Here is a 20,348-nt window from a genome sequence, read left to right on the forward strand (position 1 = left end):
CGATTCGCTCGCGACCGACCAGTCCGGGCATGTGGCTCACTCCTGTCGTCACTCACCATTCCGGGCGTGTGCCCTCGACGCCAGCGGGTATCCGTCGGGGGGTCACTGCGCTCCCCCCACGACGCATACTCCGCTGGCCGCTCGCTCCCGGCGGACGCCGCGCGGGGCTCTGTGGTGCCGGTCGCCTCGGGGCGCGCTCGCTCGCGCCCAGGGGCGCTCGCGAAGGCGCGAGCGAGCGCGCAGTCGTGACTGGTCGGGTCGTCGTGTGTGGAAAACTGCGGTGTTAGAGCACCGCAGTGTCGGACGCTCGGTGTACGTCTTCAGAGTACGCAATGGCAACTAGGAACGTATTCGGTAATGAGGTTTCGGTCGATGAACAGCGCGTCGAACAGGCGGATGAAGCAGCGGTTGACGAGGACGGCTTCGAAGTGGTCGATGAGACCCCGGAGTTCCGGGCGAGCGTGCAGCAGGAGATCCAGGCGAAGGTGGACGCGAACCACCCGGACGGGATGGTCGTGGCTGGCGAGGAACGAATCTACGGCGTGACCCTCGAACAAGAGGAGTGCATTCGCGCGCGAGAGGAGGAGTTGGCGCACATCAGTGCCCAGGCGACGTTCGGTAGCCAGGAGGGACGGGCGGAGCGGACGCGAGCGGTGGCCGAGGAAACGTGTGGACGCCAAGAAGAGCAGCGCGTTGACCCCAGAGAAAATCTGACGAGCGCGGAGCTCGGCGCGGTCAACCGGCAGGCGAGTCGAGTCCATCAACGAGTGCGTGGCGGTGAGAGTCGAGCGGTCGTAGCGCGGCGGATTGCAGAGCGAGTCGTCAGTGGCGAGGACGTGGGCAGTGCGGTGCTGAAGACGGTCGAGGACGAGAAGCGCATCTCGGGGGTCATCGTGCCCATCGCGGAGGTCCCGGACGTGCCGGTGGGCGAGGTGACGGTGGAAGGCGAGATCATCGAACTGTGGAAGCCCTCGACCCCGAACATCCAGCAGGTCGGACTGATCGCCGATGAGAGTGCGGTGACTAAGTTCACGGTGTGGGAGCGCTCGAATCAGCCCGTCGTGGCAGAGGGTGAGGTGGTGCGATTCTGTAACGTGAAAAAGAGCTGGCACCGTGGTCGGTGTTCGCTCGTCGCGACGGGGTGGAGTCGAGTCGTCTTCCCCGAGCGCGGGCGCTGGTGGGCGTAGGCCGGTCGCGGTCTTTTTTCGCGAGCCACCGCCCCACCCACCTCCACGGTCCGGGCTGCGCCCGGCGAAGCCGGTGCGCGGCCGGGCTTTCGCACTGGCCAGTACCGGTGTGCATCGGTTGCCGGTATTGTTAGACAGAGAGCGTGGGTCTATCACCACCGATTTCAGAATGGAAGGCCCCGTCTGTAGATCAGCCAATATGAGACAGGGAGTGCCACAAGCAAAATGATTGGAGTGGTTCGTACCTGCGTGTAGGGGTCTGGGGCCGAGTAAAGTCTTCACCATGGGAAGTACCGATTTCATCGTGCCCGCCGGGCTCCCAGACAGCAACAGTGTCGAACGTTTAGTGTCTGATTTCGAGGCGCTGGAAGAGGTCGCCCAAACAGACTCGACGTTCGTCATCGGCAGAACACTTGATACTTACCACCCATTTCAACAGTATGACATCGAGTCGTTGCTTGAAGGATTGACTGACTGAAAAAGAGTGCGACGTCACAGCACACGCACCATCCAGCAGAGGTAGGCCCCGTCGCGATGAAGACCAGCAGTCGGTATTGTCTCGACATCCGCCTGAGCGCGCACTATCCGGTAGCCACGACGTTGGCAGTTCGATCAGCATCGACGTATCGAACTTCGACGCTCACGTCACGACCGGTCTGCTGGGTGAGCCGTTGGTCGAGTTCGGTTGCGAATTCAGGAAACTCGGTTCCAGCAGGTCGGTCGATGGTCACGACCACCTGAATCGGCCCGCCAGCAGCAAACCCTGCCTCGTCGAAGGCGATTGTGGTCTCACTCGTTCCCACGGCAGTGTCCAGAAGCGATAACTCCCGGTATGGTTCCTCGTCGAGTAGCTCGGTGAGTTCGGACTCGGCTTGATCTTCGAACTGCGTCGCCTGATACGAAAGATACGTAACTCCACCCAGGAATATCGAAAGAACGAGCAGTGCAAGTACGAGTAGGCGGACTCGTTGACGGATTCGTGTTCGGACGGCCTCCAAGCGAATGTTGTCCTGTGGCCGGTAGCCGAGCGCCCAGATGATCACGAGCGCGACGAGGTTGATCGAGAGGACGTTGACGAGCACGAGTACTCCTGCCCCGAGGCTCACCAGCGGCTGGGCCCACGCGAGGCCGAGGCCGACGGTCGCCGCCGGCGGAATGAGCACGACAGCGATCATGACGCCGACGAGTGCCGCCCCTGCTCCGGTGGTGAGGCTTATCGCACCGGCGACACCCCCGCCCCGATAGCAACGGCGAGCGAGAGAAAATCCGGGGCAAGTCGACTCTGAATCTCCGGTATGCTCGTGATAGACGTTGCAGGTGGGACGATACCGATAGCTCGGAGTGCAGCAGCGAATACGGCCGCGCTGAGGACGGCGAGAAGGAGACCGCCGACCTGAAGCGCCACCCCGCGAGCGGCGAGTTTGCGGTCGTCGACGACCGTTCCGACGGCGGTCGCCATCGCCGGGCCGATGAGCGGTGCGATGACCATAGACCCGACGACGACGGCTGCGGAGTTCTGGAGTAGACCGACCGTGGCGACGACTGCGCTGACGACCGTCATTGCAACGTACGACCAGCGTTCCGAACGCTGCGGTGCGAGATCGATCGCTGCGGTCCGCAACTCCTCGCGAGCGATTCGACCCGGAAGGCCGCAATCGGTCCCGTCAGTGGTCTCTCGTTCGATGCGGTCGGACAACACCGTCTGTGCGCTGAGGACGACCGTCCATGCCTCACGGGTAATACCGACCGCTCGCAGTCGCTCGAGGGTCGGCTCAACGTCCTCCGGAGCGAGCGGAAACGAGACAACGGCTGAAATCGACTCGGACCTCGATTCTTCCGAGACGACGTAGTCGATGGCCTCGTCGTCGAGGATCTCGAAGATTGCCGATTGCTTCCCAGTCGGAACTGAAATGTGAACGAACCGCATGAGTGGTCGCTGGACCGCCACCTATACAGTAGTTGTCACGATGTGACAGGCGACCGTGTCGACTCTACGGCCCCCCGAGTAGTCTTTACACATGACCGGTGAACCAGGCGCAGATGAGCAGCCTCTGGTCTGTCGCTGGGACTTCTCGCGGATGGTCGGCGGGTACCGAGACGAACGATAGAGAGTTGGAATGGAACCGGGGAGGGTATTCCTTCGGGTTGGTAAGCTTCGGTGATGAATCGCCGTGATGTGCTTCGGAGTGGCTGTCTCGGGCTTGGAGTGGCACTCGCTGGGTGTCTCGGCGGGTTCGAGCAAACCTCTGCGTGGCGGGACCCACCGCTCGTCGAGAACCGACCGCAAGCAGTGTACGTTCCGGCGATCACCGAGGGGATGCGACTCGTCGACGAGACGACTATCGGCCCCTATGGTGTGTCCCTCAGCTACTCGTACCCGCATCGGTTCTGGAACGTCGCGTCGACAGCCCGTGAGAAGGTCGTCGTGACGGCGGAAGACGCGATTCACCTCATGGTAACCGTCTGGGACCGAGAGACGAACCACGTCATTCCGTCGAGTGGTGTCTCGCTTGAGATTCGCCAGGATGAGGCGCTCGTCTCACAGGAGGTAATCTATCCGATGCTCTCCCAACAGATGGGCTTTCACTACGGTGCGAACTTCGAACTCGAGGGAGAGGGGATGTACGAAGCGCGGGTTAGCGTCGGGGGGCTCTCGACGACACAGACTGGCGAGTTCGAGGGGCGATTCGATGAGCCTCTGTCTGTCGAAGTACCGTTTGGATTCGATACGGATCGATTGTACGAACTCTCGAACCGCAGACTCGGTGAGCGGAAGGGTCGTCGCGATGCCATCGCCCCAATGGACATGGGTATTCCGACCGGGAAGATACCGGACGCCACGACCGGAACACTCCTCGGGACAGGGACCAGTGGTGATGCTCAGTTCGCCGCTCGGCTGATTTCCGATGAACCGCGATTCGGAGACGACCCCTACCTCGCAGTAATCGCGTGTACGCCGTACAATCGGACAGTTCTCCCAATGATGCACCTAGAGGCGTCGATCACCACACCAGACGGTCAGCAGACGGTCCCGCTTCAGGAGACCTTGGATCCCGACATCGGGTATCACTACGGAACTGGTCTATCAGGAGACGCTTCCATCGACCGCGTGGAACTCACGACGGTGCTTCCCCCGCAAGTTGCTCGCCACGACGGGTACGAGACGGCATTCTTCGAGATGCCGCCGGTCGTCATCGACGAATAACTAATCGACGATTGTGGGACGAACAGGTCTACAAGAATGCTGGTGACGTCGTCGGGAGCGAGATGAGCCAGAGACTGATGACGGTGTACCCAATCATGACGACGATGAACGGATACTGACTGCGAATCGCGACGAGTCGTGAGGCGAACGTTTCGTAGGCGATTGCGTGGGCCAGCCAAATCGCCAGTAGATGGCCGACGAGGACGAACACGATGTTGAGCCCCTCGAACCACCCAGGGAGAGTCAAGACGACGGGATTCGCAGGTGGCGTGAACGGACTGGTAACGACCTCCAAGAGAGAAGGAAACAGTGAGACGAGGAACCCGAAGTAATGAGCAAGGTGATAGCCCGCTGCAATCGCGAGCAACGGCGGGGCGAACCGACGGGCCAGCGACCGACTCGTGAGATACGTCTCGACGAGCGCACGGGACTGCCTCGCCGCGACCAGGTACGCACCAACGAAAGCTACGTAGCCACCGACGAAAATCGTCAGATACACCGCGAGCGGTGGGAGGCCGACACCGACGATCGTCTCGACTAGACGGGCCCCCTGTGTCGTCGTGACGAACCCAGTAAACGTCAACTCCCAGACCAGAGCAATCAGAAACGCGATGTCGTCAAGTCCGTCGACCAGCCGACTCGTCGGCAACCCGAATCCGGGGGGCCGGAGTGCGAGTCCACGTTCGGTTCGCTGGAGCGGGGCGACTGAACCGTAGTACCGGAACGTGACCGACACAGGGTCGGCCTTCGAGAACCAGTCGTCGGAGCCGAAGACCACACCACCGGCCACAGTCACCACAGAGTACGCGAGTATACCACCTGCGAGCAGTGCCGGACGGTCGTTGATCGCCGTCGTCGTTTCGAACCAGACCAGTCCCAAGAAACCAACAACGGCAGGCCACTTACCGATTCGTGCCGGATAGTGACGACCGTGTGATGGAAGCATCTCGCAGATGGTTCGCCACGGGTTGAGTATTGGCCACGGGTTACCAACCGTGTAGGCGACGATCGTCAGGCCAGCTCTCGCTCCGGCGAACACGAGGATGACGGCTCCGCTGACAGTTGGGATTTGAGGTCCCATCAATCCACTGACGACGATATAACAGAGCGTACCGACGCCGAGGAGGCGAGCACCGAGAACCGTTCCAGTCCGAACGACCGACCGGAGGGTAATGTCGTAGGTTCGTTCGTGAAGATAGGTGATGTACTGACGGTCCGTCACGAAGCTAGCCAGCATCGCTGACGCACCGATGGCAGCACCCCCCGTCCCGAGATACAACCATCGAGGGACACTCAAGTTGTCACGGTTCGCCGCGTTGTTGAGACTCACCGCGGCATTGCTCGCGGCGACCGTGTCGAACGAGAGGAGCACGGCGATACCAACAACCCAGAGAACCGCAAACCGCCGACAGAGCTTCACTGTCGGCCATTCGTGATCAGTCATGTATTTGACTCGCCTTGAGGATGGTTTGCCTCATGCGTGGCTCCACGTTGTGTGCATACTGAGTATCGAGAAGTGTTCTGACGGGACGATGCTCACGCTCATCACTCTGCTGCACGCCGACGGATGGGCGAATTCGCTCACTGCTCACTCCCCTACCGATGGACCTCCAGTATCTCCTGATATCGGTCGCGGATGGTGACCTCACTCACGGTACTCGCTTCGCTCACTGCCGCCTGAGTCGTGTCCGTATTCGTCAGCCGAGCTGCAGCGTACAGCGCACCCGCCGCAATGGAGAGTGGACTTCGGCCGCTGTGGACGTTGTGCTCGACAGCACTCTCAATGAGCTCACGTGCCACGTACTCGACCTCCTCGTCGAACTCGAGTTTCGAGCGGAACCGTGTGACGTAGGTTTCAGGGTCGGCAAGTTGTACACCGAGTCCGAGTTCGCGAGCCACGTAGCGATAGGCACGTTGAATCCGAAGTCGCTCCACACGGCTGACCGTGGCGATCTCGTCGAGGCTTCGCGGGGCGTCTGTATTCCGGGCAGCTGCATACAGACAGCCGGATGCGACACTTTCGATACATCGGCCTGGGAGAAGACCTTCCGTAATCGCGCTTCGATAGAGCCGGGCAGCGAGTTCGCGAGTCATCTGGGGAAGCCCGAGTGCACTCGCCATACGGTCGATTTCACCGAATGCTTGTTTGAGATTTCGGTCTTGGGAGTCGCGTGAACGGAATCGTTCGTCCCAGGTACGGAGCCGTTTCATCTTCGCCCGCTGGTTCGGTTCTAGCGCCTGGCCGTACGCGTCTTTGTTCTGCCACCCGATTTTCGTCGAAAGCCCTCTGTCGTGTTGGAGTTCGGTGATTGGAGCGCCGGTTCGCTCTCGATTGGTTTCAGGGTCTCCCTCGTGGTTGCGCCATTCTGGCCCGTGGTCGAGTTGTCCGGCCTCGATTACAAGCCCACACTCTCGACACGCCCGGTCGGCGTGCTGGTTGTCATCAACGATTCGACCGCCACACTCCGGGCACGTAGCTTGCTGTGTCCGGGATACATCACCCCGCGAACGACCAGTGTCCGTACTGACGTCTGCTGTGGAAGCTACTCGACGACTTCGGCGTGAGAGGGTGTTGTTCGATGTCATGGCCAGCACTGACGTTGTATACTCTGCGTCCACCCCGTTCATGGCTCTGTACCCGATTCCCAGAGGGCGGGAATCGTCCCCACGCTCTGTATCAATGAGCCGGGTATCTACACGGATAGCCCAAGATGCGCTACAGGGCGGTGATTACGACGGGCCATCGGTTCGAGCAGTAGCTGCTGGTCCATCAGACCAGCGAACGAGCGTTGTCTGAGTCAGTCCCCTGTGAAGACTACTCCGCTACAGAGATGCATGGAAAATATCTGCGGCGTCCGTCGGGCACGGGAAACTCACGTGACGACACCGTACACCATCAGAAACGTGAAGTAGAGAATCACCAGCGCAAACAGTGCCTTCAGTCTGAACAGACTCAGTGTCTCATCTTCGGCAGCACGGGCTTGCTCGTACGCTGCTTGTTCATCCGCATCGAGTCGGTCCTCGTGAGCCACCCCGCGATGTAACACCAGCTGTTGTTCGGTCGGGAACGGATAGTCACAGTACTGACAGCGAGCGAAAGGCGTCTCTCCCGCTCGTATTTCGAACTCAGTCTCGAGCGGAGCCATCGACCCTCGGCCACCAGTACGGTGTTCGCTCATCAAACGCGCTTCGCGAGGCAGTCATCAATACTTTTCGAGAGCGAGACCGCCCTGTGTGGACCAGCGCCGAACACCTCTAGCGCGTAATGGGGATTGTCGACCGTGCTACGTCGATGTTTCCTCCGCCGCTCGCTGCTGTCGCTTCATCTCCATCGTTTGGAGCCGAGTATCGAGAGCGAACGGGCCAGCTCCGGTGACCAGTAGAACGGAGACGAGTCCGAACAGCGAGATATGAGCCAAGACCGGATCGTTGGGCAATCCGAACAGCGTCAGCGTGAACATGATGAACGCAACCCCAGCAGACGCTCGGGTGAAGACACCGACGAAGAGTGCTGCCCCAACTGCCATTTCGACGAGTCCAGCACCCACTACCCACAGTTCTGGAGAGACAGGGACGACCGCTGTCAAATCGTACTGTGCAACGACCGCGAGTGCATCGCCGGGGTTCATCAGCTTTTGCGTGAACCCGAGGTAGAAGAACGTGAACCCCAGTCCGACCCGGAGTATCGTCGGAACGAACTGCGTGTACGACTCGATTCTCGTGGCAAAGGGTACCGAAACCTGTCTGTATATCGGATCGAATCGGCCATAGAGCGTTCCGTCGCTGGCTGCGATGCGGGCGAGGACGTGGTCAGCACTCGGTCGGCCCCCACCAAGGAGGATTATCGCGATGAACCCAGGGACGTACTCTGCGGCGAGGAGGAGTTCGGGACGGAATGCGAGGCCAACGAGGTACCCTGCCAGTCCAACACCAGCGGTAAACCGGGTCGCCAGTCCGAAGAGGAGCAGAAAGCCGACAGCGACCTCGAACAGTCGAGTCGGGGCAGGCACGAGTGGGCTAAAGTAGTACCCAGCGAACCCCGCTCCGACGAGTGGAAGACCGATACTCAATCGAAGCAACCACGGGAGGAGATCTTCGTACTCCGAGAGCGTCGCTCTCAGGAGGGCGATATCAGAAGCGATAGGCCGATACCGAAGGTAGAGACCAATCCCGACGATTACGACGAGAGTGCCAACGCCGAGGACAGCGACGTTAGTGGGATTCGAGGCAGTTTCTGAGAGGAACCGAATCGCATCGACCGGATCTCCTCCGTCGCTCACGTACTTGACGTGGGCGGCGACGGGCGACGTGGTGGCCACCAACCCACATAGCGTCAGTACGAACGCGGCGACGAGTCTACTCAGGGGCAGTTCGTCCATACTCGAAGGTACGTCCCTCGAAGGGAGATATCGTCGCTTGATTCTCAGTTGGCGGGAATCGGGATTCCTGATTACCCATGGAGAACACACACGTAGACTCAGAGTTAACCCCACAGGGATGGAATACAACCACCAAACCCTCGACGAATTTCTCTCCGGGATTGCCTCACCGCGTGTCACTCCTGCCGGTGGTTCCGCGGCCGCGGTCGTCGGTGCAGTCGGAACGTCACTGTGCGAGATGGCGTGCATCCATACCATTGGGAAAGAGGGGTACGAGGACGTCGAGCCCCAACTCTCCGAGATCCAGACGAATCTACAGCACCAGCGACGGGCGCTGATGGGTCTGGCAGGGGCAGACGCTGAGGCGGTTTCTGAACTACTCAGTGCCTCAGAAGAAACATCGAGAGAGATAGCCGCGATGAAGGCAGTTGGCGTCCCGATAACGATCGCCAAGGCCTGTTCGACCGTACTCGATGATGCAGTCGTCGTTACCGCGACAGCGAACGAGAATGCGGTTCCGGACGCTGGTACCGGTTCGTACTTCGTTCATTCGACGCTCGAATCCTCGTTGTTCACCGCTCGAACGAATCTCCAGTCGATAGAAGAAACACCGACCGTCCGCAAGATGCAGAACCAGACAGCAGCTATCGAACGTGCTGCAGAGGCGGCCTTTGGGGAAATTATCGAGAACATCCAACCGAGGTAGCTGAAGATAGGTGTGAAGCCCCGACTCTCAAAGAACGACCATCGAGGGCAAGCAGGGTGGGGACATTCAGCTCATACCAAGTCGTGATGCATATCCTGCGGAGGACCGTTGGCCAGGTATGGGGGTGCTAGAATCGGCGAATGACCGTCCAACGACCGTCGAGGTCATCTTCTCGACTGGACGAACGCTCAGCCTCCTCGCTGTCCTTGTGGGTTTGGCGTGGGGGACAGGACAACCGTTCGTGTTTCCGAGTCTGGGACCGTCTGCGTACGCACTCGCCATAACGCCTTCAGCAGCGACGAGCCAGTGGCAGCGGACGATCGGTGGCCACTTCTTCGGTGTTCTCTCTGGGATGGTCGCCTACCACGCACTTGCGCCAGGACTGACTATCGTCAGTACGCCATCCGCATTTTCTCCGGGGGGATTCCGCCTCGTCCTTTCTGGGTTCGTGGCCGTCGGGCTCACGACAATCGCGATGCTCAGAACCGATTATCGCCACGCTCCAGCGTGTGCAACGACGCTGATAATCAGTCTTGGATTACTGACGACGGTCGTAGATGCAGCGATCATCATGGTCTCGGTCTGTCTACTCGTACTGGTCGACTCCCTGTTGCCAGCTGGTGGGGTAGCTGGACGATAGTGACTCTCTTAGGGGTCAAACACGGAGAATCCCGTCTGAGTTCTCGGTAACTATCTTGTTCCACGATTATTCATTGACACAACATCGATAGAAACGGCTCGTGACCGGTAGTGTGTTTTTTTGCACCCAGAAGCATCTGACTCGGTTCCTGTCGGCTGTGGTTGAGCCCACCTCGTGTCGTATCAGTCAGGACTTACATGGGTGGCCCGAACCTCCAGTGATGGCCACAGGGGTTCACGTAGAGATGGTCGTCGAAGGCACCGACGTGTGTCCAGTCACCTCCATCAGCGAGGACTGTGAGGTCGAATCGATCCGTACAGCAGGTGGCGACGATGGTGTCATCGGCGAACTGACCGTCGATCGCACCGTTCAGAACGAACTCGAGTCGCCCGATACCGATGTCGTGTTCGCTGACGGCACTCAGGAGGTGCACCGATTTACCACCGACTCTGCCGACTGTCCGTGCGGACGGATTCCCGACCACGGCTGTCTCGTGCGAAACCTTCGTGCGGAATCAGGTGCACTTCACCTCTCGTTCATCGCGGCAGATACTCCAACGGTTCGTGACATCGTCACCGACGTCAAATCGCGCGCTGAGTCGGTACGAATCCGTCGGCTCACTCGCTCCGAACCGGATGAGGAAGAGAGGCTGCTGTTCGTCAATCGGGACACCTTCACCGACCGCCAGTACGAAACACTCGAAACGGCCCACGAGATGGGATACTTCGAGACCCCCAGGCGTTCGAGCAGAAACGACGTCGCAGACGAACTCGACAACACTGGTGCGACGTTCACCGAACACCTGGCTCGTGCTCAGCGCAAACTGCTGGATCAGATCCTTTCGGTGTAGACCGACTGCGCAGAACGGCCGGAATATCTCGATTGGTACATAAAGCCCCTACGACGGTAGCAAGAGGCGTTTTCGGATGAGAGACCGGACGTTCAGATGTCGATGCCCGAAACCCTCTACCGTCAAATCGGTGGTCGAGAAGCGATCGAACACGTCGTCGACGACTTCTACGATCGAGTACTGGCCGACGACGACCTCGTCGAATACTTCGAAGGGATGGACATGGCCGAACTCCGTGCCCATCAGGTTCAGTTCGTGAGTGCAGTTGCAGGTGGTCCAGTCGATTACTCAGGGGCAAATATGCGTGAAGCCCACAGTCACCTCGATATCAGTGAGGCCGACTTCGATGCCGTTGGGCGATATCTCGAAGCGGCGCTGGTCGACGCTGGCGTGAACGAGGAGAACGTCGAGGCGATCATGTCCGAGGTGGTCGCTCTAAAGGAACCGATCGTCGGGCACTGACCCCCAACGATCGAACGGCAAGCCCATCGAAGCTAGGCGCGAGGTACTCGGACGCGCATTACGACTGCAAGCAGTCGCCTATCCATCGTCACCGAATCCCGACGACCGAGCACCGACGACTAATCAATAGTTTCAGGACACTGATGGCCCAACTGAGGAGACGACAGACACGTGAGATGGTCCGGAGCGAGCTTCCAGAACCGGTACACCGTCGGGACGAGCACGCACTCAGTGTGGAGTCCCGTTGGCAGTATGTCGGCCTCTCTATTCAGACGACACCCGCTCCAAACCGAATGTACAATGGGTCGTAAGCCAGGGACAGAGGGAGCCCCAAACCTCCAACAGGTTCTTGACGCACTCGACGACCCTGCGTGCAGAGAGATCGTAGAGTGTCTCGAGGACCCGATGACTGCCAGCGAGCTCTCGGAGCGATGTGAGATTCCGCAGTCGACGACGTATCGGAAACTCGACCTCCTCAGTGACGCCTCACTCGTCGAGGAACGTGTCGAGGTTCGAACTGACGGCCATCACACAACCCGCTATGTCCTCGCGTTCAACGAGGTCCGTCTCTCGCTGGATGAGAACCGTGCCCTCGATGTAGAGATTGACCGTCCCGCCCGGACTCCCGAGCAGCGGTTGTCCGAGATGTGGTCGGAGGTGCGAAAAGAAACATGAATACGAACATCACAACCACAGTAATCGTCCTCAAGACACTCACACTCCTCTTGGGGGGATCAATCACGTTCTTCGCGTTCAAGGCATATCGACGAACGGCTGCTCCAGCGCTCCGTGCACTCGCACTCGGATTTGGAGCAGTGACGATCGGTGCGTTGCTCGCCGGAATCGCCGATCAATTCCTTCCTGTCGACCCGAGTATCGCACTGATCCTCGAAAGTCTGTTTACGACCGTCGGGTTCGGCGTCATCCTGTACTCACTCTATGTGGATTGAGAAGACGGTAGAGAGTAGAGAGCCTGCCAAATCGAGACACAGCTCATTGATTTCGACCGACTGAGAGGGGGTTTCAGCGGGTCGAACGAACGTGCTCGCGAAGTCCGTAGAGGAAGGGTGCACCGAGCACAAGCGCACCACCACCAGTGACCGCGTAGCTGAGTGTCGAGAGTTGACGGGTGGGCCCCTCGCCGACGAGGATGACACCACGCATGCCCTCATCGCTGTACTCGGAACACTCGTACGTGCTCAGTCCGTCACCGTCGAACTCGACGGCGAATCGGTGACCCGCTCCGGCAACCTGGTCGCTGTGGTAGCCGAGTTCAGCGTCGACCACGTTGTACGGTTCGTTTCCCACCCACTCCCAGACGACGGTCGTTCCGGGGTCGATACGCATCGCTGGTGGGGCAAACGCGTAGGGACCACCGTTGCCCTCCGCACCGACCTCAACGACTACCTCGGACTCGCCACGACGGTCGACGAGCTCGTGGTAGTTCCCGGTGTTCGACAGCCAGCCGTTATAGGTCTCCTCGGGCTGTTCGGGTGTCTGCTCTCCCCCACTGGTCCCGCTCAGCGTGACCCCCACATCACCGACGACGACAGCGCCTTTCATGCCCATTGCTTCGTGGGGTGCACAGGCGTAGCGTGTGACACCAGGAGTGTCGAGCGTCGTCTCGAACGTATCGCCGCTGGATCCGTAGTACTCCGACTCGAACGAGCCGTCTTTCGCGACGACGTTGTGCGTCCCGCCGTTGCCGGTCCATGTCCAGACGATAGTCGTTCCAGGGTCGATTCGAACCGCGGCAGGAGCGAACGCGAATGCGCCGCCGTTGCCCCCCGCACCCACGGTGACCTCGACACGGGACTGGCCGCGGACGTCGGTGACCTTCGAGACGCCCTCGGTGTTCGCGAACCACTTCGAGAGGTCAACCGCTGAATCCCCCGTCTGTGCGGTGGCTGGCCCAACGAACAGACCGGCACCGAGCGTCGCACCGGCCGTCGCCGCGAGGAACCGTCGGCGAGTCGTTCCCGTCATCGCCATCAGGCCTCGTACCCCGCGTAGTCCATCAGCGTCCGGAAGATGTCGGTGTCCATCGCGTCCTCGTAGACGATGGCGTTGAGCATCCCGCCCGGATACGACGAGCCGTTACGGATGTGGTCGACCTTGTGACAGTGCATGAGGTAGATACCCGGGTCGGCATCCGCTTCGAACTCAACCGTGTAGCGTTCGGCAGGGGCGATGTTCAACACGTCCTGTTTGAACTGGAGTACCTCAGGCATCGGACTGCCGTCTTTCTCGACGACGTGGAAGCGATGGTTGTGGGTGTGCAAGGGATGGCTCATGAACCCCGCGTTGACCCAGTGGATACGGACGGTGTCGCCCGATTCGACGATGATGGGCGAGCCGGTCTCTGGGTGAAGTGTCGCGGGCGCGGACTTCCCGTTGAGCGTGAACGCGTCGGCCATGCGGTTGGTGAGGTCGTAGCTGACGTTTTCCCCACCGTGCTGGCGCGAGAGCCGTGTGTCCCACTCCTTAGCCGTCATGAAGTACTCCTTGTCGGCCTCCTCGTATCCATCTGGGTCGACGCGAAGGATGCCGTACATCCCCATGTCCATGTGCATCGGCGTCTGGTAGTGACAGTGGTACAGATGCGTCCCCGGAACGTTCGCGGGGATATCGTAAGTTTGACTCTCACCAGGCATCACCGTGACGCCGGTCGTCGTCGGCACGCCGTCGTTCTCCCACGTTTTGCGAACGCCGTGGAAGTGCAGCGTGTGGGGAACCTGCATCTCCGTGTTGTCGAGGGTGATCTTCAGGTCGTTGCCCTCGGTCGTTCGGAGGATGGGACCGGGCACGCTCGGGGTGCCATCGTCTGCCTGGAAGGCCCAGACGACGGGGAGGTTGACCGGCCCACCCATCGACTCGCCGGGGTGAATCGCGTGGCGGGCCATCACCGACTTGATAGTCACCTCGTGGTTTCGCTCGTCGAGGTCGACCACCTCCGGGCGACCGGTCGGGGGAAGGTCGGAGGGAGCCGCCGAATTGTTCGGGGCCGAGTCAACGACGCGTGCGGACGGTGACGACGTCGTGGTGCAACCCGCCAACGCGACCAGTCCGGTCGAGCCGGTCGCGGCGAGGAACTGTCGTCGGGAGATGCCCCGTCCAGGAGCGCCAATCTCGGACATACATGTAGTCGTTGGAAAGTACGGGAGATAAGCAGGTTATCCGATTCTCAGGTCGTAGGAATCGACACCTACTGGGAATATCTAGAGCTACCAATTCAAAGGAAACGTGTCGTACCGCCTGTGGAGAGACCCCGCTTCTTCTGCGGCGGTTCTCTGACTGACCGGATAGCTTCAGTTCGAGACGAGAGCGTCAGAGCAGACCGGCGACTACCAGTAACAGTAGCGACACGACACTCGCAGCAAGAAACCACGGTCTAGCCTCAGCAGCGACAGGTTCGAGGGACTGTTCCGATGAGAGACCCGATAGTCGGCGAAACCCACCGTAGAGGGAGATTGCGAGAAGGGCCCACAGGCCGACCATCGACAAGACGAGTTGGCCACGGTAACTCGTTTGAAGTGAGTCAGCAGTGTACAGTGTCCCCGCCAGGTGACCACCGGTAACCAGCAGTACCAACACCGATACGCCAGTGAGGTACGCGAACCGTCGTCTGACGAATAAGAGCGCCTCTCCGCTCAGTAGTCCAGCACGCGTCGCCGGGACAACAATTCCGGTCACGATAAGCGTACCACCGGTCCACAGAGCAGCGAAGAGCGTGTGAACGATCATGACGACGTCAAGCGTCGTGGTCATCGACATCCCTCAGAGCGTGGCCGACGTCGTGTTGTTTCGTCGGGGTTCATCCGCAGGGACAGGTCAAAAGTAGCGAGACCATCCCATTCTTGTGACTCGATTCGGTTCAGACGTTCAGATTTCATCGATACGGTGAGAGGTCGTCGGCGGAAGATAAACAACAAAGGTGGTCTCCCAGAAAGTGGGAGTAGAGCCGTGAACACCCGACACCGACCAGGAGGGACCCGCGAGTGAGCCATGCTCGACCAGCAGCTTCGGCCCTACAGATTGGGTACACAGTTACTGAAATCGGAGGAGATACCGATGAGCGACGATAACACACTCGGCGCGATTGGCGACACACCGATGGTCGATCTTCCGTCGATGCGCCCCGACGGTGGGGCATCGATTGCGATTAAGTGGGAGGGAGCGAACCCGACCGGGAGCCTGAAAGACCGGATGGCCTTGGCGATGATTACCGAGGCACGACAGCGTGGAGCACTTCAGCCAGAGGAACCGGTCGTGGAGTTCACTGGTGGTAGTACGGGGTCGAGCCTAGCGTTCGTCTGTGCAGTGCTCGACCATCCACTCCACATCGTGACCGCCGACTGTGTCGCCGAAGAGAAGATCGCCTCGATGCGAGCCCTCGGCGCGCGCCTCCACGTCGTCGAAACGCCGGACGGTACGTCGTACGACGGACTGTTCGAAGATCTTCGAGACAGAACCGAAGCGGTACAAGCAGAGACGGGGGCGTACTTCACGGACCAGTTCACCAACGCCGACCAACTCGGCGGATACGAAGCACTGGGCAAAGAGATTCTCGACCAGCGCCCGAATGTCGACGAGTTCGTGATGATCGTCGGCACAGGAGGCTGTGCGATGGGCGTCGCTCGGTCGCTTCGAAACCACAGTGCTGACGTGGACGTAACGGTCGTCGAACCCGAGGAGTCACCCGTCGTTTCTGAGGGAACGACAGGGTCACACACCGTACAGGGAACGGCCATCGTCGCCTCACCACCGCTCGTCGAGGACGACCTCTACGACCACGTCCGGACACTCCCCACGGAGGAGGGTGTCGACTGTGTACAACGACTCGCGCGAGACGATGGACTGCTCGTCGGGACGAGCACGGGAATGAACCTCGCGGCGGCACAGCAGGTCGCCGCAGAGCGACACCCCGACGAGACGATAGTCACAGTCGCGTGCGACACTGGCTTGAAGTACCTCTCGGAGGGCCTCTACGAAGGACTGGCGGGCTCTGAGTTCTGCCTCTCTTGAACGAGTGGGGCACCTGCCAGATTCCCAGGGGTATCTCTACGGCATGTGATTGAGACACACTATTCCGAAACTCTGGGACTGTTCGAGACCACTATATACGATTCCACCGAGAGTACCAGTACCGAAGAGCGACCGACTCGACACGCTGTAGAGAAGGAGCCCTCGACCACCGATGACCGAAGATCACGTCGATTGGAACCCGCTGTGCCTGATCCCGTCGAAGCGGGCGGCTTCCGAGTCGACGCTCCGCTCGAATCGAGTGTCGTCGGTCGACGATGACAGTCCACCAGTCGATATCGTGTTGCAATCACTCGACGACAGTAAATGCCGGACGATTCTCGGGCTGCTAACCGACCCGAAATCAGCCAGTGACCTCTGTGACGAGTGCGAGTTGCCGAGTTCGACCGTGTATCGAAAACTCGAGTTGCTCCGCGAAGCAGCACTCGTCAAGGAGTACACTGAAGTCCGGCGTGACGGTCCAAACGCGACTCTCTACGAACGTGACTTCACAGATATTTCGATCAGCGTCACCGACGAGGAGTTCACCGTCGACATATCGCGCCCAGAGACAGATGCAGAGGACAGTATGGCCACGTTCTGGGCGGCGATGAAGGAGGAGTCAAAATGAACCTCCCTATCGTGCTGCTCGTCGTCGTCAAAATCGCCGCGCTCGTTCTCGGAGGAATCGTGTCTCTGATGGCATACAGGTCCTATAAGCGAACCCGAATCCCCGGTCTCCAGTTCTTCGCGGTGGGATTGGCGGTCATCACGCTTGGAACGCTTCTTGTCGGGGTGTTCCACCACATCGGTGGCGCATCAGTCACCGTCGGAATGCTCCTCGAAAGCGTCATCATCTGTCTCGGGTTCGTCGTCATGATTTACGGGCTCAAGCAGACTTGAGTTTCTCGTTTGCACACCAGAACACGAAGCGTTCCAAAGATGGTCGAATACCCCTGGTCGGCTTCGTCCCCTCCCCCTGAACGGCGAGGTTTTCGCCCCGATATTCCGTAACCCCACTCGAATCGGCTGGACAACATCTCCAGGGGTGGTGCCATCGTTACGGTAGTTGGCTCTCCCACGTCTTGGGAACGTTCCATCGCTCCATAGTAACACTCATCTCAATAAGCGTATGGACAGGCCCAATGCAGCGATCTGCCAGTCGGACTACGTAGTGTCTCGTCTCACGGAGGGTACTGAGGTTCGATGAAACGGGACCTTTCGTCACGATACGCGAACTTCGTCGTCTCACGGAGCAGGTTACTCATCGTGGTTCTACTCGTCGTCAGTGCCATTGTCGGCGCTGGTGCGCTCATCGGGACTACCGGAGACCAGCAAATCGGTGAGGCAGGTATCGACTCGCCCGAGCAGGCGGCGCTCGACCGTATCGAAGCGACGTACGATACGAACGATGCAGTCGTTACACAGGTCGTCGTCAGGGACGGAGGGAGCGATGTTCTCACCCGCGAGTCGTTACTCGAGAGTCTCCGGCTTCAGCAGGCCCTCCGAGCGAACGAGTCCGTCAACACGACACTTCGTGCTGGCACAGGGATTGTCGGTCTCGAGAACATCGTCGCAAACGTCGCGTTCGCACACGAGCGGAGTGACCGTAGCGGTTCGTCGAACGGGGTCAACTCTCCCGAGAACCGCACGGTGGTTACGGAACGAGGCCAGCCGTTACGACCGACGCTCGACCAGCAGATAACGGCACTCGAATCGAGCACCGACGAGGACGTCGAAATGTATCTCAGCCGCATTCTCGACCCAGAGACGTCTGTTCCCGGCGACGACCCAACTCAATTTCTGTCGACGGATTACGAACCGGGAGCGACGAGTGCGGATGCAAGAACAACCCTCGTCTTTCAACAAAGTCCGAGCAGTTCGGCGACTACCACCGAGTCGGTGAACGATGCACAGCTGGTCATCAGCTCTCTCGTCGAGGAGCGCTTCGACGACGCGTTCGTGTTCGGGCAGGGTCTCATCGATGCGGAATCCTCGCAGGCCATCGGTGACACGTTCATCATCATCACGCCCGTCGCGATTGTCTTCCTGCTTGCTGCCCTCGCAGTTGCCTACCGGGACCTCGTCGACGTTCTCGTGAGCCTCTTCGGCGTGGCCGTCGTGTTGGTCTGGTATGCAGGCATTCAGGGGTGGCTTGGAATTCCATCGAACTCGACCCTTATCGCCGTCCCGTTCTTGCTCATCGGTCTTAGTATCGATTACTCCCTCCACGTTGTCATGCGCTACCGCGAAGCCCGAGAGGGAACACTCGACACCGACGATAAGAACGTCGGTTCACGAGACCCCACGACGGCGATGCGTCTCGGAATCGGCGGTGTCGTTCTCGCCCTGGCGACCGCCGCGTTCTCGACGGCTGTCGGGTTCTTTTCGAACTACGTTAGTCCGCTGGGCTCGATACGGGATTTCGCCATCCTGAGTGGTGTGGGAATCGTCGCCATCTTCGTCGTCTTCGCCGCGCTTGTCCCAGCCGTCAAACTCGAAGTGGAACGGTTCTTCGACCGCCGTGGCCGCGACCGGCACACTCGCGCCGTCGGCGTCGATTCCGGGCGGCTAAATCGTGTTCTCTCGGGCACCGCGACACTTACCCGACGAGTCCCCATCGTCGTCATCGTTCTCTCGTTGCTCCTCGCCTCCGCAGGAGCGTACGGTGCGACGAGTATCGACACGGAGTTCAATCGGGCCGACTTCATCCCGCAGGATGCGCCGTCGTGGATGGACACACTTCCGGAACCGTTCGCGCCCGGCGAGTACGAGGTGAGTGAGAATCTCGAGTACCTGAGTGACAATTTCCGACAACGTGGAGAGGGATCGGAAGCGCAAATACTCATACGTGGGAACGTGACCACGCCAGCACTCCTTACCGCAACCGACGACGTGGTCCGCAGTACGAACAGCAGCGGTACAGTCATCGTCGGTTCCGATGGAAGAGCAGCTATCGAAAGCCCAACGTCTGTCCTTCGTGCTGTCGCCTCGGACAATCAAACGGTTGCAGATGCAATCGCAGCCCGTGACACGGATGATGATGGCCTCCCAGACAGAGACGTCGCGGCGGTCTATGACCTGCTATTCGGTGCTGATTCCGAACAAGCATCGTCGGTCCTGCATCGCGCCGAGAACGGGTCGTACGAATCTGCACGCCTGACTGTCGCCGTGCAGGGAGACGCCTCGGCTCAGTCGGTCGCAGGTGACGTGCGAGACATCGCCACGGCCATCGAAGAAGACGTCCCAGTTCGAGCGATTGCAACGGGCAGTCCGGTCATCACTGCCGGTGTCCAAAGTGCGCTCTTCGAGACGCTCGTCGAAGGATTCGCTATCACGCTGGGAGTCATTCTCGCCCTCCTTATCGGTATGTACTGGTGGCGGTATCGCGCACCGGGGCTGGGTGTCGTGACGCTTACGCCCGTCCTCGTCGCGCTCGCGTGGCTGCTCGGCACCATGTCCGTGCTCGAAATCCCATTCAACAGCGAGACCGTCGTGATTACGAGCCTAGCAATTGGTCTCGGCGTGGACTACAGTATTCACGTCAGTGAGCGGTTCGTCGACGAGCGCGTTCGCCACGACTCGCTCGCTAAAACGCTGTCGACGACACTCGAGGGAACTGGTGGCGCGTTGCTTGGAAGTGCGGTGACGACCGCAGCGGGCTTCGGGGTGCTCGCATTGGCGCTGTCGCCCCCGCTCCAGCGCTTCGGAATCGTGACTGGATTGAGCATCGTCTATGCGTTCATTGCGTGCGTGACGGTGCTTCCGTCTCTGCTCGTGGTTTGGGAGCGCTTGCCCACGTGATTGTCCAGTATTTGATCATAAAGCCGTTAGCTTCTCGAACAAAATGGGTTCGAAAAGAGCAACGAACAAAATCGGGGGGTTCACGAGACCTGT

At 59.8% G+C, this 20,348-nt stretch carries 22 protein-coding genes; 13 read left to right on the forward strand and 9 right to left on the reverse strand.

What is annotated here, in order from left to right; all coding sequences use genetic code 11:
* The first annotated feature begins 332 nt into the window (after positions 1-332).
* Entirely contained in the window at positions 333-1,187 is an 855-nt protein-coding gene (locus M1L36_RS14510) for a DNA-binding protein (protein ID WP_250874443.1), read from the forward strand.
* A 304-nt stretch (positions 1,188-1,491) separates the two neighbouring features.
* The gene (locus M1L36_RS14515; RefSeq protein ID WP_250874444.1) at positions 1,492-1,665 is read left to right on the forward strand and encodes a hypothetical protein; all 174 of its coding nucleotides are present in this window, start codon (positions 1,492-1,494) and stop codon (positions 1,663-1,665) included.
* Between the two features lie 103 nt (positions 1,666-1,768).
* On the opposite strand, the gene M1L36_RS21675 is transcribed toward M1L36_RS14515, so the two are convergent.
* Positions 1,769-2,362 (reverse strand): DUF389 domain-containing protein, encoded by a 594-nt coding sequence (locus tag M1L36_RS21675; protein ID WP_369694251.1) that lies wholly within the window; start codon positions 2,360-2,362, stop codon positions 1,769-1,771.
* Between the two features lie 38 nt (positions 2,363-2,400).
* Complete coding sequence (locus M1L36_RS21680) at positions 2,401-3,114, reverse strand: DUF389 domain-containing protein (RefSeq protein WP_369694252.1); 714 nt, start codon at positions 3,112-3,114, stop codon at positions 2,401-2,403.
* A gap of 234 nt (positions 3,115-3,348) precedes the next feature.
* Between M1L36_RS21680 and M1L36_RS14525 the strand changes: the two genes are divergently transcribed.
* Positions 3,349-4,392: a DUF7350 domain-containing protein gene (locus M1L36_RS14525; RefSeq protein WP_250874445.1), complete on the forward strand. Its 1,044-nt coding sequence runs from the start codon at positions 3,349-3,351 to the stop codon at positions 4,390-4,392.
* Between the two features lie 28 nt (positions 4,393-4,420).
* Here M1L36_RS14525 and M1L36_RS21750 read toward each other — a convergent pair whose 3' ends face one another.
* From M1L36_RS21750 to M1L36_RS14550, 4 genes are all read right to left on the reverse strand, one after another.
* Positions 4,421-5,836, reverse strand: a complete 1,416-nt coding sequence (locus M1L36_RS21750) for a hypothetical protein (RefSeq protein WP_379820147.1) — start codon at positions 5,834-5,836, stop codon at positions 4,421-4,423.
* Between the two features lie 152 nt (positions 5,837-5,988).
* The gene (locus M1L36_RS21435; RefSeq protein ID WP_305794551.1) at positions 5,989-6,978 is read right to left on the reverse strand and encodes a transcription initiation factor IIB; all 990 of its coding nucleotides are present in this window, start codon (positions 6,976-6,978) and stop codon (positions 5,989-5,991) included.
* Between the two features lie 287 nt (positions 6,979-7,265).
* A complete protein-coding gene (locus tag M1L36_RS14545) occupies positions 7,266-7,538 on the reverse strand; it encodes a DUF7410 domain-containing protein (RefSeq protein WP_250874447.1) in 273 nt (90 codons plus the stop codon).
* 138 nt (positions 7,539-7,676) lie between these two features.
* Positions 7,677-8,771: a DoxX family protein gene (locus M1L36_RS14550; protein ID WP_250874448.1), complete on the reverse strand. Its 1,095-nt coding sequence runs from the start codon at positions 8,769-8,771 to the stop codon at positions 7,677-7,679.
* A 118-nt stretch (positions 8,772-8,889) separates the two neighbouring features.
* Here M1L36_RS14550 and M1L36_RS14555 point away from each other — a divergent pair, with 118 nt between their 5' ends.
* The 6 genes from M1L36_RS14555 (at position 8,890) to M1L36_RS14580 (ending at position 12,379) form a co-directional block, all read left to right on the forward strand.
* Positions 8,890-9,477 carry a cyclodeaminase/cyclohydrolase family protein gene (locus tag M1L36_RS14555; RefSeq protein WP_250874449.1) on the forward strand — a complete coding sequence of 196 codons (588 nt, stop codon included), beginning with the start codon at positions 8,890-8,892 and terminating at the stop codon, positions 9,475-9,477.
* A 118-nt stretch (positions 9,478-9,595) separates the two neighbouring features.
* Positions 9,596-10,117 (forward strand): HPP family protein, encoded by a 522-nt coding sequence (locus M1L36_RS14560; protein WP_250874450.1) that lies wholly within the window; start codon positions 9,596-9,598, stop codon positions 10,115-10,117.
* A gap of 220 nt (positions 10,118-10,337) precedes the next feature.
* Positions 10,338-10,967, forward strand: coding sequence for a helix-turn-helix domain-containing protein (locus M1L36_RS14565; protein ID WP_250874451.1), 630 nt, complete (start codon positions 10,338-10,340; stop codon positions 10,965-10,967).
* Between the two features lie 102 nt (positions 10,968-11,069).
* Positions 11,070-11,429 carry a group I truncated hemoglobin gene (locus tag M1L36_RS14570; protein ID WP_250874452.1) on the forward strand — a complete coding sequence of 120 codons (360 nt, stop codon included), beginning with the start codon at positions 11,070-11,072 and terminating at the stop codon, positions 11,427-11,429.
* Between the two features lie 300 nt (positions 11,430-11,729).
* The gene (locus M1L36_RS14575) at positions 11,730-12,104 is read left to right on the forward strand and encodes a winged helix-turn-helix domain-containing protein (RefSeq protein ID WP_250874453.1); all 375 of its coding nucleotides are present in this window, start codon (positions 11,730-11,732) and stop codon (positions 12,102-12,104) included.
* A complete protein-coding gene (locus M1L36_RS14580; RefSeq protein WP_250874454.1) occupies positions 12,101-12,379 on the forward strand; it encodes a DUF7521 family protein in 279 nt (92 codons plus the stop codon). Before M1L36_RS14575 ends, M1L36_RS14580 begins: the two co-directional genes overlap by 4 nt.
* Before the next feature lie 73 nt (positions 12,380-12,452).
* On the opposite strand, the gene M1L36_RS14585 is transcribed toward M1L36_RS14580, so the two are convergent.
* The 3 genes from M1L36_RS14585 to M1L36_RS14595 all read right to left on the reverse strand — a co-directional run bounded on the left by M1L36_RS14585 (position 12,453) and on the right by M1L36_RS14595 (position 15,197).
* Positions 12,453-13,415 (reverse strand): halocyanin domain-containing protein, encoded by a 963-nt coding sequence (locus M1L36_RS14585; protein WP_250874455.1) that lies wholly within the window; start codon positions 13,413-13,415, stop codon positions 12,453-12,455.
* 5 nt (positions 13,416-13,420) lie between these two features.
* Positions 13,421-14,566, reverse strand: a complete 1,146-nt coding sequence (locus tag M1L36_RS14590) for a multicopper oxidase domain-containing protein (protein WP_250874456.1) — start codon at positions 14,564-14,566, stop codon at positions 13,421-13,423.
* A 190-nt stretch (positions 14,567-14,756) separates the two neighbouring features.
* Positions 14,757-15,197: a hypothetical protein gene (locus M1L36_RS14595; protein ID WP_250874457.1), complete on the reverse strand. Its 441-nt coding sequence runs from the start codon at positions 15,195-15,197 to the stop codon at positions 14,757-14,759.
* 303 nt (positions 15,198-15,500) lie between these two features.
* Here M1L36_RS14595 and M1L36_RS14600 point away from each other — a divergent pair, with 303 nt between their 5' ends.
* From M1L36_RS14600 to M1L36_RS14615, 4 genes are all read left to right on the forward strand, one after another.
* Complete coding sequence (locus M1L36_RS14600) at positions 15,501-16,454, forward strand: PLP-dependent cysteine synthase family protein (protein WP_250874458.1); 954 nt, start codon at positions 15,501-15,503, stop codon at positions 16,452-16,454.
* A 172-nt stretch (positions 16,455-16,626) separates the two neighbouring features.
* Positions 16,627-17,082, forward strand: coding sequence for a winged helix-turn-helix domain-containing protein (locus tag M1L36_RS14605; protein ID WP_250874459.1), 456 nt, complete (start codon positions 16,627-16,629; stop codon positions 17,080-17,082).
* Positions 17,079-17,354 (forward strand): DUF7521 family protein, encoded by a 276-nt coding sequence (locus M1L36_RS14610; RefSeq protein WP_250874460.1) that lies wholly within the window; start codon positions 17,079-17,081, stop codon positions 17,352-17,354. Before M1L36_RS14605 ends, M1L36_RS14610 begins: the two co-directional genes overlap by 4 nt.
* A 303-nt stretch (positions 17,355-17,657) precedes the next feature.
* Positions 17,658-20,255, forward strand: a complete 2,598-nt coding sequence (locus M1L36_RS14615; RefSeq protein ID WP_250874461.1) for an efflux RND transporter permease subunit — start codon at positions 17,658-17,660, stop codon at positions 20,253-20,255.
* The last annotated feature ends 93 nt before the right edge of the window (positions 20,256-20,348 follow it).

Source organism: Halomarina rubra (genome assembly GCF_023699475.1).
Taxonomy (GTDB): Archaea; Halobacteriota; Halobacteria; order Halobacteriales; family Haloarculaceae; genus Halomarina; species Halomarina rubra.

What these genes read in the sequence shown, in the direction of transcription:
- M1L36_RS21750 (WP_379820147.1), bottom strand. Translation starts at nt 5,836, where the DNA reads ATGACTGATCACGAATGGCCGACAGTGAAGCTCTGTCGGCGGTTTGCG.
- M1L36_RS14560 (WP_250874450.1), top strand. Translation starts at nt 9,596, where the DNA reads ATGGGGGTGCTAGAATCGGCGAATGACCGTCCAACGACCGTCGAGGTC.
- M1L36_RS14580 (WP_250874454.1), top strand. Translation starts at nt 12,101, where the DNA reads ATGAATACGAACATCACAACCACAGTAATCGTCCTCAAGACACTCACA.
- M1L36_RS14610 (WP_250874460.1), top strand. Translation starts at nt 17,079, where the DNA reads ATGAACCTCCCTATCGTGCTGCTCGTCGTCGTCAAAATCGCCGCGCTC.
- M1L36_RS14585 (WP_250874455.1), bottom strand. Translation starts at nt 13,415, where the DNA reads ATGACGGGAACGACTCGCCGACGGTTCCTCGCGGCGACGGCCGGTGCG.
- M1L36_RS21675 (WP_369694251.1), bottom strand. Translation starts at nt 2,362, where the DNA reads ATGATCGCTGTCGTGCTCATTCCGCCGGCGGCGACCGTCGGCCTCGGC.
- M1L36_RS14555 (WP_250874449.1), top strand. Translation starts at nt 8,890, where the DNA reads ATGGAATACAACCACCAAACCCTCGACGAATTTCTCTCCGGGATTGCC.
- M1L36_RS14590 (WP_250874456.1), bottom strand. Translation starts at nt 14,566, where the DNA reads ATGTCCGAGATTGGCGCTCCTGGACGGGGCATCTCCCGACGACAGTTC.
- M1L36_RS14550 (WP_250874448.1), bottom strand. Translation starts at nt 8,771, where the DNA reads ATGGACGAACTGCCCCTGAGTAGACTCGTCGCCGCGTTCGTACTGACG.
- M1L36_RS14525 (WP_250874445.1), top strand. Translation starts at nt 3,349, where the DNA reads ATGAATCGCCGTGATGTGCTTCGGAGTGGCTGTCTCGGGCTTGGAGTG.
- M1L36_RS14575 (WP_250874453.1), top strand. Translation starts at nt 11,730, where the DNA reads ATGGGTCGTAAGCCAGGGACAGAGGGAGCCCCAAACCTCCAACAGGTT.
- M1L36_RS14595 (WP_250874457.1), bottom strand. Translation starts at nt 15,197, where the DNA reads ATGACCACGACGCTTGACGTCGTCATGATCGTTCACACGCTCTTCGCT.
- M1L36_RS14605 (WP_250874459.1), top strand. Translation starts at nt 16,627, where the DNA reads ATGACCGAAGATCACGTCGATTGGAACCCGCTGTGCCTGATCCCGTCG.
- M1L36_RS14565 (WP_250874451.1), top strand. Translation starts at nt 10,338, where the DNA reads ATGGCCACAGGGGTTCACGTAGAGATGGTCGTCGAAGGCACCGACGTG.
- M1L36_RS14615 (WP_250874461.1), top strand. Translation starts at nt 17,658, where the DNA reads ATGAAACGGGACCTTTCGTCACGATACGCGAACTTCGTCGTCTCACGG.
- M1L36_RS14510 (WP_250874443.1), top strand. Translation starts at nt 333, where the DNA reads ATGGCAACTAGGAACGTATTCGGTAATGAGGTTTCGGTCGATGAACAG.
- M1L36_RS14600 (WP_250874458.1), top strand. Translation starts at nt 15,501, where the DNA reads ATGAGCGACGATAACACACTCGGCGCGATTGGCGACACACCGATGGTC.
- M1L36_RS14545 (WP_250874447.1), bottom strand. Translation starts at nt 7,538, where the DNA reads ATGGCTCCGCTCGAGACTGAGTTCGAAATACGAGCGGGAGAGACGCCT.
- M1L36_RS14570 (WP_250874452.1), top strand. Translation starts at nt 11,070, where the DNA reads ATGCCCGAAACCCTCTACCGTCAAATCGGTGGTCGAGAAGCGATCGAA.
- M1L36_RS21435 (WP_305794551.1), bottom strand. Translation starts at nt 6,978, where the DNA reads ATGACATCGAACAACACCCTCTCACGCCGAAGTCGTCGAGTAGCTTCC.
- M1L36_RS21680 (WP_369694252.1), bottom strand. Translation starts at nt 3,114, where the DNA reads ATGCGGTTCGTTCACATTTCAGTTCCGACTGGGAAGCAATCGGCAATC.